This is a genomic window from Paraburkholderia bonniea (assembly GCF_009455625.1).
GTDB classification, from domain to species: Bacteria; Pseudomonadota; Gammaproteobacteria; order Burkholderiales; family Burkholderiaceae; genus Paraburkholderia; species Paraburkholderia bonniea.
Genome location: NZ_QPEQ01000001.1, coordinates 1202392 through 1217969 on the forward strand (window position 1 = coordinate 1202392; position 15578 = coordinate 1217969).

A 15578-nucleotide genomic window follows, 5' to 3' on the forward strand; every position below is an offset into this window, starting at 1 on the left:
CTGTGGCACCTCATGCCGAAGGTCATTGCTGATGCAAATCCAGGTCCACAAGGAAGTCGATGCGCGAGGGCTGAATTGTCCGCTGCCGATTTTGCGCGCTAAAAAAGCGCTTGCTGATATGGAAAGCGGCCAGATCCTCAAGGTGCTGGCGACTGATCCAGGCTCGCAGCGCGATTTTGCCGCCTTTGCCAGACAGAGCCACAACGAGCTGGTCGAGAGCTCGATGCAAGACAAAACCTACGTTTTCCTCATGCGGCGACGCTAAGAACCACTGCGTTGCCATTGCCATGCCACACATAGCGCACACATAGCGGTTAGTTAGCACCACACGCTTTGTGTGTGGATGGCGTCACGGCACAATGCCGCTGCGAATTCATCTAAAGAGAAAGCACCATCCGCCACACCGTGCTCTCCATCCTCAGCTCCACTTGCAAAAAATCGCGGTAATAAAAGGTGCCACCCGATGCACGATGGCGTGACTGCCAGCGGCTTCCAGCGCTGCCTGGACTTTGGTTTCGCTGCCCAGCACAACCGCGCCATAGGCCGACGCGGCCAGCGGCTCGCCATCCCCCGGGCGAAATAGCGGATCGTCTTTTTCGAACCCCACCACCGCGAACACACGAAAGCCAAATGCCGTTAGCGTCGCGTCCGATGTAGGCCGGAACGCATTGATGGAATTACTTTCCACCCGCATGGGCTGGGGTTCGATCAGATGCTGCGTCTGAAGCTCGCCAATAAAACGGTGCGCCGATACGGTGCAGGCGAGCGGCGCATCTAGCGTGGCACCAAAGCTGGACAACGACAGCAGCGCAAGCCAGCCACAGAACAGGGCAGAGCAGATGAGTTTCATGAATAGATGACTCGATAAACCGCTGCGCGTACCGGAAGTGTGGCGCGGGTTACGGCAGCCGTTTTCAGTTCAGAGCGGCATTGGGGGAGCACTTTACCGGGCTTCAGAGCAGCCTGCAGCCGGGCTTTTCAGGGCCCGAAGACGGGCTTGTCCGGGCAGAACCAAGGGCAATGGCAAGGTTTCGGGAACCCGTATATATTGCCTCCCTATGACTCGAAGCCCCTCCCTTCCCAAGACCATTCCGCCGCCTCGAACATGGGATGCGCGGCTTGCCCGATGGCTTGTGACCCCCCTGGTTCATACCCGTGTTAGCCCTAACCATCTGACCACCCTGCGCTTGCTGCTTGGCTGCGGTGGCGCGTGGTGTCTGGCTCAGGGCGGTTTTGCGTGGTCCAACGCGGGTGCCTGGCTAATTGTGTTGTCGAACTTTGTCGATCACACCGACGGCGAGCTAGCGCGCATCAGTGGCAAATCCAGCCGCGCCGGTCATTTTTACGACCTCGCTAGCGACGCGCTTGTCACCGTGCTGCTATTTGTGGGGATGGGCGTCGGGATCGCGGCAACGCAAGGCATGCCGTTTGGCGTAAAAGTGTCGCCGGTTATTCTGGGGGCGCTTGCGGGTTGCGCGGTTGCGCTGATTTTTTTCCTGCGCATGCGCATTGAGGCCCTCACGAGCAAGGCCAATACCCGGCAGATGCTGGTGGGCGGTTTTGAAACTGAGGATGTGTTGTATCTGCTGCCGCTGGTTACGCTGGCGCATGGCGTGATGCCGTTTCTCGTTGCGGCCTCGATTGGCGCACCGCTTTTTGCCGCATGGGTCGCGCTTGATTACCGCCGTGTGCTGCGCCGCGCTCAGCCGCTGGCATCGAATGGCCCGATGGGGATCAGCCAATGAGCCAGCCGCAAGCCACGCATCGCGTCACGCCTGAGCCGCTCACGGCCGCCACCCTCAACTCGAAGTCCCCCTCTGCACCACTCCCCCCCGCCACGCCACCTGCGGTGCTGCCGTCCCAAGCCGAGCAAATGATGCTGACCCGGACTGGCGCACTGGATAACGCAGCGCTGAGCGCCAGCTTCGCCGGACAAGGCGCATTTCTTTATCTGGATGATTTCCTTGCCCCGGAAGTCACGGCGCAACTGGCCCACACTGCCCACGCGCTGCTGGGCGAAGTGAACCGCAACTACCTGCCAGGCCACAAACAGGGTGGCAGCGTTAGCCGTCATACGATCGACCAGTTCGCGCCGTTTATCGCCGAGCTATACCGCTCCCCTGGATTAATCGCCTGGCTCGAAAAGCTGAGCGGCGACACGCTGCAACTATCTCCAGCCGATGATCCCCACGCTTATGCGCTGTATTACTACACCCGTGCCGGAGACCATATCGGCTGGCACTACGACACCTCTTATTACGACGGCCGCCGTTATACGGTGCTGCTGGGCGTGATAGATCAATCATCGTGCCGTCTCGACTACGAACTACACACGCGTGACCCCGATCGTCCCGATGAGCCCGGTTCGGTGCAGATTCCGCCGGGCGGCCTGGTGTTCTTCGATGGCGACAAGCTGCGTCATCGCATCACCCCCGCGGCGGCCAACGAGATGCGGGTCTCGCTCACTTTCGAATACGTCACTCATCCCACCATGCGCCCTTGGCGGCGTTTCATTTCGAATATGAAAGACGCCATCGCTTACTTTGGCTTTCGCCAGGTATTTCGCCAGTTTGGCAAGCGCCGGGGAGTGCACACGTGACTCGGGCTGCATGGGTTTTGCTGTCGGCGGGTGCCGCGCTTTTTGTCGCACTGCTGGCGTGGCAGGGCCTGGGCTCCGTCACGGCGACGTTGCTCGCGGCAGGCTGGGGCTTGCTGCTGGTCGCGGCATTTCATCTGGTGCCGCTGGTGCTGGATGCCATTTCGATCTCGGTGCTGTTCGGCCGGGGTTCTGCGGTGAAGTTGCGCGATGCGCTGTACGCGCGCTGGGCTGGCGAATCAGTGAATAGTCTGCTGCCCGCTGGCCAGATTGGCGGCCCCGTGATGATGGTGCGGCAGCTAGCGCAACGCGGCATGCGTATGCGTGACGCCGCCGCCGCGATCACCGTGAGCACTACATTGCAGGCGCTGGCGCAGATCGTTTTTGCGCTGTTGGGTCTCGCGCTCTTCGGCATCTATGCAACGCAAAGCAGCTCGCATGATCTGCGTTTTGCCGCAGGCGTAGCAACGGCGGTGCTAGGCGCGCTGATCGTGCTGTTTTTTGTCGCCCAGCGCCGCGGCCTGTTCGGCTGGGCGTTGCGCCTGGTGTCGAAGATGCCCATCCAGCGTGACTGGTCCGCACTGGCGACCCGTGCCGACGCGGTCGATGCCGCCGTGCAGGGGCTATATCGTCAACGCCGCGCGGTGCTCGCCAGTTTTGTGCTGAGCCTCGCAGGCTGGATTGTCGGCACGGTTGAAGTCTGGCTCGCCTTGTATTTCCTCGGGCATCCCGTGAGCTGGATTGACGCGTTGCTGCTCGAAAGCATTGGCCAGGCGATTCGCGGAGCGGCGTTTGCCATTCCTGGCTCGCTGGGCGTGCAGGAGGGCGGATATCTGCTGCTGGCACCGCTAGTCGGTTTGCCGCCCGATGCTGCGCTTGCGCTGTCGCTGGCCAAACGAGCCCGGGAAGTATTGCTGGGCGTCCCGGGCCTGCTCTATCTGCATTTCAGCGAACGAAGCTGGCAAAGGCGGCGCACGACGCGCCTGCCTGCCACCGACTGATTTTTTCCAGGGATCGTAAATGCGCGCCATCATCCTCGCCGCCGGAATGGGCTTGCGGCTCCAGCAGGCCGCTGGCGAACAGTTTCCTAAATGTTTGCTGCAGTTCGACGGCATGAGCCTGCTTGAACGTCACTTGCAGATGCTCGACGCTGCGGGCGTGCACGAAGTGGTGCTTGCGCTTGGGTTTCAGCCCGCGCTGGTCGAAGCTGAATTGCAGCGGATCGGCTGGCCCCGTCCGGTTGAAATCGTGCTGAATCCGCGCTACGACCTCGGCAGTGTGCTGACGGTGCATACCGCAGCTTCAGCGCTGACACGCGGCGGTGATGTGCTGCTGATGGACGCCGATGTGCTGTATGACGAACGCATCATGCAAACGCTGGCGGCTGGGCAGCAAGTGAACCGCTTGTTGCTTGACCGCGACTTCGAAGCGGGCGATGAGCCCGTCAAGCTATGCCTCAAGGACGGCGTGCCAGTTGAATTGCGCAAGCAGCTCGCAGCCAGTCTCGACTACGACACGATTGGCGAATCGGTCGGTTTTTTCCGCTTCAGCACAGAGGCGGCGCAGCGTTTTGCACAGATCGTCGCGGAGTACATCGACAGCGAACGGGCCCACCTGCCGCACGAAGAAGCGGTGCGCGACCTGTTGCTGGAACGCTCGCAGGTGTTTGAGGTTGCAGACGTCAGCGGAGCGCCCTGGATCGAAATTGATTTCCCCGCGGATATTGAGCGTGCCCGTGCGGATGTGCTGCCGGTACTGCAACCGTTTGCGAGCATGACTCGCTGATATTGATTGAGCAGCGGGCCTGGTGCCTGCCGTGGTGACCATGCCGTCGACCTTGAGCGCTTTCATCGTGCCGCTGATTGTGGCGTGCGCGATGTTTATGGAAAACGTGGATGCCACGGTTCTGGTTACTTCGTTGCCAGCGTTAGCGCGAGATTTTGGCCAGACTCCCGTGACGTTACGGCTGGCCGTCACCAGTTATGTGATTGGCCTTGGCGTGTTTATCCCGGTGTGCGGCTGGGTCGCAGATCGTTATGGACCACGTAGCGTGTTTCGCAGCGCCATTGCGGTGTTTCTCTGCGGCTCGCTGCTGTGTGCCGCCTCCACCTCGTTGCCGATGTTTATTGCGGCGCGCTTTGTCCAGGGGATCGGCGGCGCGATGATGGTGCCGGTTGGACGCATCATCATTTTTCGTTCGGTACCCAAGGCGGATTTCATCCGTGCCGTGAATTATCTGACGGTTCCTGCGCTGCTCGGCCCCGTGATTGGCCCCCCACTTGGTGGCTTTATCACCACTTACCTGCACTGGCGCCTGATTTTCCTCATCAATCTTCCGATTGGCTTGTTCGGCCTCTGGCTGGCCAGCCGCCATATCGCCAACGCACGCGAAGCGCATCCTGGCGCACTCGACTGGATCGGCTTTGGTTTGTCAGCGAGTGGCGCTGCGTGTTTCATGCTCGGGCTTTCTCTGGTTGGTGGAGAACTGGTGCCCAACGCGCTTTCCATCGCTCTGACACTGCTTGGTGCCGCGTTGTTGCTGCTTTATGCGTGGTACGCCAGCCGGGTCGAGCGGCCTTTGCTTGATCTGCGTTTGCTGCGCATTCCAAGTTTTCACGCCAGTGTGCTAGGCGGTTCGCTTTTTCGTATCAGCCTCGGAGCGGTACCGTTTTTGTTGCCGCTGGCGTTGCAGGAAGGGCTGGGCTTGAGCGCCTTTGCCGCAGGGATGATTACCTGCGCCTCCGCGTTTGGCTCGATTTTTATGAAATCCATTGCACAGCCAGTTCTCGCGCGCTATGGCTTTCGCACGGTGCTGATGTACAACGCGGGCTTTGCCGGCATGACGATTGCGATCTATGGGCTATTTTTCCCTGGCACTCCCCAATGGCTGATTTGGGGAGTCGTGCTGTTGGGCGGGGTGTTTCCATCGTTGCAGTTCACGGCGCTGAATTCACTCGCTTATGCCGATATTCCGGCGGGCGACATTGGCCGGGCAACCAGCGTGGCGAGTGTGATTCAGCAGGTGTCGCTGGGTTTGGGCGTAACACTCGGCGGCATCGTGCTGCAAATCTCGCATAGGGTGCAAGGTCACCCCAGTCTTACCTGGTCCGATTTTGTTCCGGCTTTTGTCGTCACGGGGCTGTTTGCACTGGCCTCAATTCCCGTCACCGCCCGCTTGCCACAAGGCTCTGGCGACGACATCGCGCGCGCTGGACGAGGCCGGACATAAGGCTGATGAGGGTTTAACCTGGATTTTTTACGCTTCGCAAGCTAGTCATTTACTGCTATAAAACCGCGCTAGATGGTTTGTCACAAGTAGGACTGTTTAAGGAGCGAGATGCGCGATGAAATTAATCAATAGAGCAAAATTTTCTGCTACGGCGCTGACGTTAGCGGCGTGGCTTTTAGTCCCGGCGGGCTTTGTCGCAAGCGCCCCGGCTTATGCGAAGACGTCAGCCGCTACCCGGCCTGCCGTGCTCACTGCCTCAGCGGTTGCTGTGGCGGATAAATACAGCGCTGATGCAGCGGCACAAATTTTCAAGGAAGGCGGCAACGCTGTCGACGCCGCCGTGGCGATTGCATTCACGCTAGCCGTGACTTATCCGGAAGCGGGCAACATCGGCGGTGGCGGTTTCATGACGCTGTACATGGACGGCAAGCCGTATTTCATTGATTACCGCGAACGCGCTCCGCTGTCTGCGACGAAGAATATGTTTCTCGACAGCGAGGGCAACGTCATCAAGGGCAAGAGTCTGTATGGTGGTTTTGCCGCAGGCGTGCCGGGCACCGTCGCAGGGATGTGGGAAGCGCAAAGCCGCTTTGGCAAGCTGAAGTGGAAGCAGGTGCTGGCCCCTGCCGTCAGATATGCCCGTGACGGTTTTATCGTCGATGAGCAACTCGCGCGACGCCGTGCCGAAGCTTCAAAGGAATTCGATGGCAAGACCAATTTCGACACCTATTTCGGCGAAATGAAAGAAGGGGTGAACTTCAAGCAACCGGATCTGGCCGCAGTACTCACGCGAATTTCCAATCAGGGTGCCAAAGATTTCTACGATGGCAAGACGGCTGACCTGATCGCGGCGTCGATGCAGGATGGCAGCGGGCTGATTACCAAAGCGGATTTGCAGCAATACAAAGCAGTGTGGCGCGAGCCGATCCTGGCGGACTGGAATGGTTACCGCATCATTACCGCACCGCCTCCCAGCTCCGGTGGCATTGGCCTCGTGCAACTGCTGAAGATGAAGGCGGATCTCGCGCCAGCATTCAAGGGCGTGACGCTGAATTCGCCGCAGTACGTGCATTTGATCGCGGAAATTGAAAAGCGGGTTTTTGCCGATCGCGCGCAATACCTGGGGGATCCGGATTTTTACAAAGTGCCTGTCGCGCAATTAACGAACGACGCCTACATTGCCAAGCGTGCGGCTGAAGTCAATCTCACCACCCCGACACCGACTGCCGACGTGAAGCCTGGCCTTGGCACTTCAATGCCGGAAAAAGCTGAGACCACACATTTTTCAGTGGTGGACAAGTGGGGTAACGCGGTATCCAACACCTATACGATCAATGGCTATTTTGGTTCAGGCGTGATTGCTAAAGGCACGGGCATCGTGCTGAACGACGAGATGGATGATTTTTCAGCGAAGCCAGGCGTGGCCAACATGTTTGGCGTGGTGGGTAGCGATGCCAATTCGATTGAGCCGAAAAAGCGGCCATTGTCGTCGATGACGCCGACCATTCTGACGCAGGATGGCAAGGTGGCGCTGGTGATCGGCACGCCTGGCGGCTCACGGATTTTCACGTCGATTTTCCAGGTCATCAACAACCTGTACGACTTCAAATTGCCACTTGCACAAGCGGTCGGTGAAATGCGTTTTCACCATCAGTTGCTGCCTGCTGACACGATTTTCTGGGAGCCCTACAAGCCGATTGACGGTGAGTTGGCTAAACAGATCGAAACGAAAGGTTACGTACTGAAAGGTCAGGGGTTTAGCGGCGATATCCAGGCCATCAAGATTGACGGCAAGACCCCGGATGCGGTGTCAGATCCGCGTGGCCGGGGCGTTGCACGGATCATTCAATAGAGTGGTGGCACTCGGGCCATTGGATTGCATTGATGCGATGGCCCGGGGATGAGAGATCAAGTGAGATAGCAACAGGCCTGACGCGCAGTTCATGGTGAATTGCGCGTCAGGCCTGTTTTTTTATGGTGTTATCAGCCTGGCGTAGAAGGCGCGCCAGGCGGCTTGATCTGCGTCAGTAGCGGCATTTGCGCTGGGCGCGTCTTGGGAGAGTGGGCCAAACGCGTTGTCGTGTGCTTCGACACAGGCATTGATAAAGGTTTGTAGCGCAGGGGGATTGTCAAAGATCAGCGCACGTCGTGGCATCACAATTTCAACGCGAGCCTTGGTTCGCGTCACTTGAGGAATACCGTAGTCGTCGAAGCCTGCATTGTCCCGCGTTACCCGCACTCGATAATCACTTGCCACGTTGCTCTCCCGTTTTGCGTCCAAGTTATCTCAGTATAGAGGTCGCCGACTCCGTTGAGTGCGCGTTTGTTGTGGCGTAAGCAACCTGGACCATCGGCTGTGCGAGGGACACAGATTGAACGCGGATTTAGGCCGATGTTTCTGGAAACTGGGCGCGGCCCTGGGTGAGATCACGCAACGTAACGCGGGCCTGCTCGAGAGCGGCGAGCGGCAGGCTGAAGGTTAACTGCACGGCCATCCCGTAGACGCTGGCGGCCAGCGCATAGTGCTCCTGGCTGATCCAGTGGCGCACCCGGGCTTCGTCCGGGTAACTGATTTCTACGACTAACGTGGTGAGCGCGATGCGTTCGATGCGAGGGGCATCGCGCAGCGCGGCGGCAATTGCATCAGCGTAAGCTCGTACGAGTCCTCCTGCTCCAAGCTTGACGCCGCCGTAGTACCGCACCACGGCAGCCAGCACGCCATCCAGCTCGTGATGACGCAGTACTTCGAGAATAGGGCGGCCAGCGGTGCCGGAGGGTTCTCCGTCATCAGACATGCCAGATTGGCCACCCGCCAGTAATGCCCAGCAGATATGAGTGGCTGCAGGATGCGCTTCCCGTAGCCGTTCAAGTTCGACCATTGCAGCGGCGCGATCCGCGAGCGGAATCGCGTGTGCAATAAAGCGGCTTTTGCGGATCTCGGTTTCTGCGGTTCGAGTAGTGGCAAGGGTATAAGTGGGCAAGGCGGTGCCAGGAAGGACATGAGCTTGGCGTAGCGAATCCGAGCGACGCTAGCGACAGTGAACTGAATGCGGACGCTAGTCTGAAGAGCGTCAGCCGTGGCCCGCCATGGTAGCGGATCAGCTTTACCCGGCCATCGCATTAAAGCGTGGCTGATGAGAACTATCGCGTAAAGAGGTGAACGAGTCTTGCTGGACCGGTAGCGTGGTTAGAACAAGGCGCTATCCAGATCTGGCAAGCCTCCGCGTGGCGAATGGCCGCAGTAACGGCGCAAGTGGTAACGCTCCTATCCTGATAGTATGGGGCTAACCGCAAGGAGGGTTACACGATGACTGTCTTTTACGTGACGTTAGCTGCATTGGGTCTGGTTTCACTGGGTTATGCCGCAATGGCTGAAACACGCCGTCGCGCTCGTCTTCGGCCAGTGCCGGTCAGGGTTCGTCAGGACGTGCGGCGCACCCGATAACGGTGATGAACCTGATGGTCTGGAGCATTCCCGAGTCCTGTTCTGAACAGCAGGTGCAGGAGTTTCTGTCCCATGAACTGGGTCACTATGCAAAACGCATTGTGGTCTATAAGGTCGGCACACCGGGTGCTTACGCGCAAGTCGAGCTGGATGCCAGCATTCCTTATGTTGGTGACATGATTGCGCGGCAGATTCAAGGCAAGTTACTCGGTGGTGTCTCGCTGCAGGCTAGTACGTCGCTCTTTGATGACGGTCCGCCACCGCCCGGCTGAATTCAGCCTGATTTCTGGCCGCTCGCGTTCTGCCATTGCACGGCAGTTTTAATTTGGCGTGAATCGATCTGTATGTGGCAGCAAAAAAGCGGCAGTTGGATGGGTCGCATTACTTGCCGTATTTGCCCACCGGAAACGTCAGCTTCCCCATGGGTGTTTTGACTGCAGCCAGGAAGGTCGAATGTGGCTACGCACCTTCGTGACTAACGACTGGTTGCCATGCATTTTCGGAGAGGCAAAATTTTCCCCGAAAAAGGTCTTGCCAGGCGTGAGGTGAGTGACTAGAATTGCGGTCTTTCGCGCTCTGGGTGGATGTGAGGGCGAAAGCGGGAGCGCCAGAGTTGGCGGGGCTTTTGCGGGTTGGTCAGCGGAGCAGGGTTGGGGCAGGAAAGCAGCAGGGTCCCGATAAAAACATGTTGACGGTCTGCGGAAAGTTCTACATAATCTCGTTTCTGTGCTGCAGGGCGGCACGGCAGGGTGGGGAAGCTGAAGAGCTGGTCCGGCCTGTAAATGATCTTTAAAAATTAACAGCCGATAAGTGTGGGCGCTTGGTAGCGACGCGCAGCGGGCCTCAAGGGGTTTGCTGAAGAAGCGAAAGTATCAAGTCTCACACAGTAAGGTCAGGTATTGAGTAATTGATACCTGTCAATACGTTGAGTGAGCGACCGGTCAGGAAACTGGCCGAAAACAGTAACAGGTTTGAACTGAAGAGTTTGATCCTGGCTCAGATTGAACGCTGGCGGCATGCCTTACACATGCAAGTCGAACGGCAGCACGGGGGCAACCCTGGTGGCGAGTGGCGAACGGGTGAGTAATACATCGGAACGTGTCCTGGAGTGGGGGATAGCCCGGCGAAAGCCGGATTAATACCGCATGATCTCTGAGGAGGAAAGCGGGGGACCCGAAAGGGCCTCGCGCTGCAGGGGCGGCCGATGGCAGATTAGCTAGTTGGTGGGGTAAAGGCCTACCAAGGCGACGATCTGTAGCTGGTCTGAGAGGACGACCAGCCACACTGGGACTGAGACACGGCCCAGACTCCTACGGGAGGCAGCAGTGGGGAATTTTGGACAATGGGCGCAAGCCTGATCCAGCAATGCCGCGTGTGTGAAGAAGGCCTTCGGGTTGTAAAGCACTTTTGTCCGGAAAGAAAACTTCAGCCCTAATACGGCAGGAGGATGACGGTACCGGAAGAATAAGCACCGGCTAACTACGTGCCAGCAGCCGCGGTAATACGTAGGGTGCAAGCGTTAATCGGAATTACTGGGCGTAAAGCGTGCGCAGGCGGTTCGCTAAGACAGATGTGAAATCCCCGGGCTTAACCTGGGAACTGCATTTGTGACTGGCGGGCTAGAGTATGGCAGAGGGGGGTAGAATTCCACGTGTAGCAGTGAAATGCGTAGAGATGTGGAGGAATACCGATGGCGAAGGCAGCCCCCTGGGCCAATACTGACGCTCATGCACGAAAGCGTGGGGAGCAAACAGGATTAGATACCCTGGTAGTCCACGCCCTAAACGATGTCAACTAGTTGTTGGGGATTTATTTCCTTAGTAACGTAGCTAACGCGTGAAGTTGACCGCCTGGGGAGTACGGTCGCAAGATTAAAACTCAAAGGAATTGACGGGGACCCGCACAAGCGGTGGATGATGTGGATTAATTCGATGCAACGCGAAAAACCTTACCTACCCTTGACATGTACGGAATTTTGCCGAGAGGTGAAAGTGCTCGAAAGAGAACCGTAACACAGGTGCTGCATGGCTGTCGTCAGCTCGTGTCGTGAGATGTTGGGTTAAGTCCCGCAACGAGCGCAACCCTTGTCCCTAGTTGCTACGCAAGAGCACTCTAGGGAGACTGCCGGTGACAAACCGGAGGAAGGTGGGGATGACGTCAAGTCCTCATGGCCCTTATGGGTAGGGCTTCACACGTCATACAATGGTCGGAACAGAGGGCTGCCAACCCGCAAGGGGGAGCTAATCCCAGAAAACCGATCGTAGTCCGGATCGCAGTCTGCAACTCGACTGCGTGAAGCTGGAATCGCTAGTAATCGCGGATCAGCATGCCGCGGTGAATACGTTCCCGGGTCTTGTACACACCGCCCGTCACACCATGGGAGTGGGTTTTACCAGAAGTGGCTAGTCTAACCGCAAGGAGGACGGTCACCACGGTAGGATTCATGACTGGGGTGAAGTCGTAACAAGGTAGCCGTATCGGAAGGTGCGGCTGGATCACCTCCTTTCTCGAGCTCACGTGTCAACATCAAGTGCTCACGCTTATCGGCTGTAATCAGGACAGACTCAGGGGTCTGTAGCTCAGTTGGTTAGAGCACCGTCTTGATAAGGCGGGGGTCGCTGGTTCGAATCCAGCCAGACCCACCATCTTTGTCTGCGGTGGCTGCCGGTGAAGACGCCTGGGATGTATGAGTTGGGGGATTAGCTCAGCTGGGAGAGCACCTGCTTTGCAAGCAGGGGGTCGTCGGTTCGATCCCGTCATCCTCCACCAATCTTCAATGCACAGGACTTGCGGTCTCACGAAAGTGAAGGCTGCGAGGGTTGCGCATTGGCGGTTGCGCCACTCAACTGGTATGAAAGTACCGGCTGTCGTTCTTTAAAAATCAGGAAGAAGTAGTAAAGAGACCAGAAGAAAGTGCCTCGAGATGGGCGCAAGTAGACTGGTCAGGGTTGTGATTGTATCAATGTATTTTAAAGTTCATCGAAAGATGACCTGGAATACGGCACAACGCAATACTCAACCTGTAACGATGTGAAGCGGCTCCCCCCGGGGAGCAGGCCAGAGCAGTCATGCTGGCCGCAAGAGACACACTCGTTATAGGGTCAAGCGAACAAGTGCATGTGGTGGATGCCTTGGCGATCACAGGCGATGAAGGACGCGGTAGCCTGCGAAAAGCTTCGGGGAGCTGGCAAACGAGCTTTGATCCGAAGATGTCCGAATGGGGAAACCCACTCCGAATGGAGTATCCATGACTGAATACATAGGTCATGTGAAGCGAACGCGGTGAACTGAAACATCTAAGTAACCGCAGGAAAAGAAATCAACCGAGATTCCCAGAGTAGTGGCGAGCGAAATGGGATCAGCCTGTACTCTTTATCTTTGTTGTTAGCCAAACGCTCTGGAAAGTGCGGCCATAGCAGGTGATAGCCCTGTAGGCGAAAACAGCGAGGAAGAACTAGGTGTACGACAAGTAGGGCGGGACACGTGAAATCCTGTCTGAAGATGGGGGGACCATCCTCCAAGGCTAAATACTCGTGATCGACCGATAGTGAACCAGTACCGTGAGGGAAAGGCGAAAAGAACCCCGGGAGGGGAGTGAAATAGATCCTGAAACCGCATGCATACAAACAGTAGGAGCCTCGCAAGGGGTGACTGCGTACCTTTTGTATAATGGGTCAGCGACTTACATTCAGTGGCAAGCTTAACCGATTAGGGCAGGCGTAGCGAAAGCGAGTCCGAACAGGGCGTTCAGTCGCTGGGTGTAGACCCGAAACCAGGTGATCTATCCATGGCCAGGATGAAGGTGCGGTAACACGTACTGGAGGTCCGAACCCACTAACGTTGAAAAGTTAGGGGATGAGCTGTGGATAGGGGTGAAAGGCTAAACAAACCTGGAAATAGCTGGTTCTCTCCGAAAACTATTTAGGTAGTGCCTCGTGTATCACCTTCGGGGGTAGAGCACTGTCATGGTTGAAGGGTCCATTGCGGATTACTTCGCCATAGCAAACTCCGAATACCGAAGAGTGCAATCACGGGAGACAGACATCGGGTGCTAACGTCCGGTGTCAAGAGGGAAACAACCCAGACCGCCAGCTAAGGTCCCCAAATATTGCTAAGTGGGAAACGAAGTGGGAAGGCTAAAACAGTCAGGAGGTTGGCTTAGAAGCAGCCATCCTTTAAAGAAAGCGTAATAGCTCACTGATCGAGTCGTCCTGCGCGGAAGATGTAACGGGGCTAAGCAATATACCGAAGCTGCGGATGCACAGTAATGTGCATGGTAGGAGAGCGTTCCGTAAGCCTGCGAAGGTGCATTGAAAAGTGCGCTGGAGGTATCGGAAGTGCGAATGCTGACATGAGTAGCGATAAAGGGGGTGAAAAGCCCCCTCGCCGTAAGCCCAAGGTTTCCTACGCAACGTTCATCGGCGTAGGGTGAGTCGGCCCCTAAGGCGAGGCAGAAATGCGTAGCTGATGGGAAGCAGGTTAATATTCCTGCACCATTGTTAAATGCGATGGGGGGACGGATCGCGGAAAGTTGTCCGGGTGTTGGAAGTCCCGGTCGCTGCACTGGAGAAGGTACTCAGGCAAATCCGGGTACAGGATTCAAGGGTGCGGAGCCAGCGGCTCAGGCCGTGAAGCAACTGGAAGTGGTTCCAAGAAAAGCCTCTAAGCTTCAGTTTAACAAGACCGTACCGCAAACCGACACAGGTGGGCGAGATGAGTATTCTAAGGCGCTTGAGAGAACTCGGGAGAAGGAACTCGGCAAATTGGTACCGTAACTTCGGGATAAGGTACGCCCCTGTAGCTTGACTGGCCTGCGCCAGAAGGGTGAAGGGGTTGCAATAAACTGGTGGCTGCGACTGTTTAATAAAAACACAGCACTCTGCAAACACGAAAGTGGACGTATAGAGTGTGACGCCTGCCCGGTGCCGGAAGATTAAATGATGGGGTGCAAGCTCTTGATTGAAGTCCCGGTAAACGGCGGCCGTAACTATAACGGTCCTAAGGTAGCGAAATTCCTTGTCGGGTAAGTTCCGACCTGCACGAATGGCGTAACGATGGCCACACTGTCTCCTCCCGAGACTCAGCGAAGTTGAAATGTTTGTGATGATGCAATCTCCCCGCGGCTAGACGGAAAGACCCCATGAACCTTTACTGTAGCTTTGCATTGGATTTTGAACCGGTCTGTGTAGGATAGGTGGGAGGCTTTGAAGCGTGGACGCCAGTTCGCGTGGAGCCATCCTTGAAATACCACCCTGGCTTGTTTGAGGTTCTAACCCTGGCCCGTTATCCGGGTCGGGAACAGTGCATGGTAGGCAGTTTGACTGGGGCGGTCTCCTCCCAAAGTGTAACGGAGGAGTACGAAGGTACGCTAGGTACGGTCGGAAATCGTGCTGATAGTGCAATGGCATAAGCGTGCTTAACTGCGAGACCGACAAGTCGAGCAGGTGCGAAAGCAGGTCATAGTGATCCGGTGGTTCTGTATGGAAGGGCCATCGCTCAACGGATAAAAGGTACTCTGGGGATAACAGGCTGATACCGCCCAAGAGTTCATATCGACGGCGGTGTTTGGCACCTCGATGTCGGCTCATCTCATCCTGGGGCTGTAGCCGGTCCCAAGGGTATGGCTGTTCGCCATTTAAAGAGGTACGTGAGCTGGGTTTAAAACGTCGTGAGACAGTTTGGTCCCTATCTGCCGTGGGCGCTGGATATTTGAAGGGACCTGCTCCTAGTACGAGAGGACCGGAGTGGACGAACCTCTGGTGTACCGGTTGTCACGCCAGTGGCATCGCCGGGTAGCTATGTTCGGAAGAGATAACCGCTGAAAGCATCTAAGCGGGAAACTCGCCTTGAGATGAGATATCCCCGGGGCTTCAAGCCTCTTGAAGGGTCGTTCGAGACCAGGACGTCGATAGGTCAGGTGTGGAAGCGCAGTAATGCGTTAAGCTAACTGATACTAATTGCCCGTAAGGCTTGATCCTATAACCAGTGTGTTTCCATGAGTATTTACTCACGGGCCACGTGGTTTGAGTCTGTGTTCGTGCCACACTCACAACCCCATTACCTTGCTGCTTCTTCCCGATTCCCCTGTCTGGTATCGCCAGACCGGGTTACAGCTTTGCCTGATGACCATAGCGTGTCGGTACCACCCCTTCCCATCCCGAACAGGACCGTGAAACGACTCCACGCCGATGATAGTGCGGATTCCCGTGTGAAAGTAGGTAATCGTCAGGCTCCATCTCCTCATTCGCCCCGCTCGCACTCGCTTGCGGGGCGTTTGTCTTTGTGTGTCTTTACACCCCCTTCCGCTT

The 15578-nt window shown here is 56.9% G+C and carries 12 protein-coding genes, 2 tRNA genes and 3 rRNA genes; 14 read left to right on the forward strand and 3 right to left on the reverse strand.

The window, feature by feature from the left end:
- Nucleotides 1-37 precede the first annotated feature (37 nt).
- The gene (locus GH656_RS05250; protein ID WP_153076566.1) at nt 38-265 is read left to right on the forward strand and encodes a sulfurtransferase TusA family protein; all 228 of its coding nucleotides are present in this window, start codon (nt 38-40) and stop codon (nt 263-265) included.
- 153 nt (nt 266-418) lie between these two features.
- Here GH656_RS05250 and GH656_RS05255 read toward each other — a convergent pair whose 3' ends face one another.
- Nucleotides 419-850, reverse strand: coding sequence for a hypothetical protein (locus GH656_RS05255; protein WP_153074908.1), 432 nt, complete (start codon nt 848-850; stop codon nt 419-421).
- Nucleotides 851-1058: 208 nt separating this feature from the next.
- Here GH656_RS05255 and GH656_RS05260 point away from each other — a divergent pair, with 208 nt between their 5' ends.
- The 6 genes from GH656_RS05260 (at nt 1059) to ggt (ending at nt 7677) form a co-directional block, all read left to right on the forward strand.
- Nucleotides 1059-1745 (forward strand): CDP-alcohol phosphatidyltransferase family protein, encoded by a 687-nt coding sequence (locus GH656_RS05260; RefSeq protein ID WP_153074909.1) that lies wholly within the window; start codon nt 1059-1061, stop codon nt 1743-1745.
- Between the two features lie 128 nt (nt 1746-1873).
- The gene (locus GH656_RS05265) at nt 1874-2599 is read left to right on the forward strand and encodes a HalD/BesD family halogenase (protein ID WP_425495874.1); all 726 of its coding nucleotides are present in this window, start codon (nt 1874-1876) and stop codon (nt 2597-2599) included.
- Nucleotides 2596-3597, forward strand: a complete 1002-nt coding sequence (locus tag GH656_RS05270; RefSeq protein ID WP_153074911.1) for a flippase-like domain-containing protein — start codon at nt 2596-2598, stop codon at nt 3595-3597. Before GH656_RS05265 ends, GH656_RS05270 begins: the two co-directional genes overlap by 4 nt.
- A 19-nt stretch (nt 3598-3616) precedes the next feature.
- A complete protein-coding gene (locus GH656_RS05275; protein WP_153074912.1) occupies nt 3617-4381 on the forward strand; it encodes a phosphocholine cytidylyltransferase family protein in 765 nt (254 codons plus the stop codon).
- 40 nt (nt 4382-4421) lie between these two features.
- A complete protein-coding gene (locus GH656_RS05280) occupies nt 4422-5825 on the forward strand; it encodes an MFS transporter (RefSeq protein ID WP_153076567.1) in 1404 nt (467 codons plus the stop codon).
- Nucleotides 5826-5940: 115 nt separating this feature from the next.
- Nucleotides 5941-7677 carry a gamma-glutamyltransferase gene (gene ggt / locus GH656_RS05285; RefSeq protein ID WP_153074913.1) on the forward strand — a complete coding sequence of 579 codons (1737 nt, stop codon included), beginning with the start codon at nt 5941-5943 and terminating at the stop codon, nt 7675-7677.
- Nucleotides 7678-7797: 120 nt separating this feature from the next.
- Here ggt and GH656_RS05290 read toward each other — a convergent pair whose 3' ends face one another.
- Together GH656_RS05290 and GH656_RS05295 are read right to left on the reverse strand one after the other, a co-directional pair.
- The gene (locus GH656_RS05290; protein ID WP_153074914.1) at nt 7798-8082 is read right to left on the reverse strand and encodes a hypothetical protein; all 285 of its coding nucleotides are present in this window, start codon (nt 8080-8082) and stop codon (nt 7798-7800) included.
- A gap of 127 nt (nt 8083-8209) precedes the next feature.
- Nucleotides 8210-8806, reverse strand: a complete 597-nt coding sequence (locus tag GH656_RS05295) for an IMPACT family protein (protein WP_153074915.1) — start codon at nt 8804-8806, stop codon at nt 8210-8212.
- 326 nt (nt 8807-9132) lie between these two features.
- Here GH656_RS05295 and GH656_RS05300 point away from each other — a divergent pair, with 326 nt between their 5' ends.
- From GH656_RS05300 to rrf, 7 genes are all read left to right on the forward strand, one after another.
- Nucleotides 9133-9270, forward strand: a complete 138-nt coding sequence (locus GH656_RS05300) for a hypothetical protein (protein ID WP_153074916.1) — start codon at nt 9133-9135, stop codon at nt 9268-9270.
- A 5-nt stretch (nt 9271-9275) separates the two neighbouring features.
- Complete coding sequence (locus GH656_RS05305; RefSeq protein WP_153074917.1) at nt 9276-9542, forward strand: RNA-binding protein; 267 nt, start codon at nt 9276-9278, stop codon at nt 9540-9542.
- 701 nt (nt 9543-10243) lie between these two features.
- Nucleotides 10244-11776, forward strand: a 16S ribosomal RNA gene (locus tag GH656_RS05310).
- Nucleotides 11777-11838: 62 nt separating this feature from the next.
- Nucleotides 11839-11915: transfer RNA gene (locus tag GH656_RS05315), tRNA-Ile, on the forward strand.
- A 48-nt stretch (nt 11916-11963) separates the two neighbouring features.
- Nucleotides 11964-12039 (forward strand) — tRNA-Ala (locus tag GH656_RS05320).
- Nucleotides 12040-12369: 330 nt separating this feature from the next.
- Nucleotides 12370-15248 (forward strand): 23S ribosomal RNA (locus GH656_RS05325).
- Nucleotides 15249-15388: 140 nt separating this feature from the next.
- A 5S ribosomal RNA gene (gene rrf / locus GH656_RS05330) occupies nt 15389-15501 on the forward strand.
- Together the 16S, 23S and 5S rRNA genes with 2 tRNA genes alongside form the textbook arrangement of a ribosomal RNA operon.
- Nucleotides 15502-15578 lie beyond the last annotated feature (77 nt).